Here is a 1,096-nt window from a genome sequence, read left to right on the forward strand (position 1 = left end):
CGCCGTTCTTCTCCTCGTGGGTGAGGTAGTCGCCGTTGACCCTGATCGTGCCCGAGTCGGGCTTCGTCAGCGTCATCAGCAGCCGCAGGATCGTCGTCTTGCCGGAGCCGGACGGGCCGATCAGGGTGACGTGCTTGCCGGAGTCGACGGAGAAGTCCAGCGAGTCCAGCACGGTGTGGGACCCGAAGCTCTTGGTGACCTTCTCGAAGCGGATCAGCTCGTCGCCGTCCACCGTGGGGCCGGCCGTCTGTGTCGAGGGGGTGGTGTCAGCGGGCAAGGCGGCGCTCCAGAGCTCGGAGGAGAAGGGAGGCGGGGTAGGCGATGACGATGAAGGCGACGCCGACGAGCACGATCGGCTCGTGCATGTGGAAGGTCCGCGAACCGAACTGGCGGGCCTCGCCCAGCATCTCCAGCACGCCGATGGTCATGAGCATCGGCGAGTCCTTCAGCATCGCGATGACGTAGTTGCCGAGGGCGGGCACGACGCGGCGCAGGGCCTGCGGCAGGATGACCGCGGTCCAGGTGCGCGAACGGGGCAGGCTGAGCGCCGTGGCCGCCTCCCACTGGCCCACGGGAACGCCGTCGATGCCCGCGCGATAGACCTCCGCGGTGTACGTGGAGTAGTGCAGGCCCAGGCCGATCACGCCGGTGGCCAGCGCGGACAGGGTGATGCCCCACTCGGGCAGGACGTAGAAGAAGAAGAAAAGCTGCACGAGCAGCGGGGTGTTGCGGATGAACTCGGTGACGGCCAGGACGGGCCATCGCACCGCCTTCAGCGACGAGCGCTGGGCGAGGGCCCAGACCAGTCCGAGGGCGAAGGCGATCAGCGAGCCGAGGACCAGGGCCTCGAGCGTCACCAGGACACCGTCCCAGAACCGGGGCATGAAGTCGCCGAGCGTGGACCAGTTCCAGTTCACGAGGCACCTCCGGGGCCGGACCAGCTGCGGGCGAAGTCCTGCTGCGGGCCGAGGCCGGTCTTCTGCGTCACGGCGGCGCCGCCGGCCGGGGACTGCCCGATGCCGGCCTTGGCCCTGCGCTCCCCCAGGCGCATCACCCGGGTCAGCAGGAACGCGAGCACGAAGTACATGACCAGGAT

The 1,096-nt window shown here is 69.0% G+C and carries 3 protein-coding genes; all 3 read right to left on the reverse strand.

From position 1 onward, the window contains the following. Positions 1 to 277: ATP-binding cassette domain-containing protein (locus ABWI07_RS44310; RefSeq protein WP_353822230.1), on the reverse strand; the 277-nt coding region annotated here is incomplete at its 3' end. Continuing rightward, positions 267 to 917: an ectoine/hydroxyectoine ABC transporter permease subunit EhuD gene (gene ehuD, locus ABWI07_RS44315; RefSeq protein WP_353822231.1), complete on the reverse strand. Its 651-nt coding sequence runs from the start codon at positions 915 to 917 to the stop codon at positions 267 to 269. The genes ABWI07_RS44310 and ehuD, both read right to left, overlap by 11 nt. Continuing rightward, positions 914 to 1,096: hypothetical protein (locus tag ABWI07_RS44320; RefSeq protein WP_353822232.1), on the reverse strand; the 183-nt coding region annotated here is incomplete at its 5' end. The genes ABWI07_RS44320 and ehuD, both read right to left, overlap by 4 nt.

The sequence above is a fragment of the Actinomadura sp. NPDC000600 genome, from assembly GCF_040492135.1.
Classification (GTDB): domain Bacteria; phylum Actinomycetota; class Actinomycetes; order Streptosporangiales; family Streptosporangiaceae; genus Spirillospora.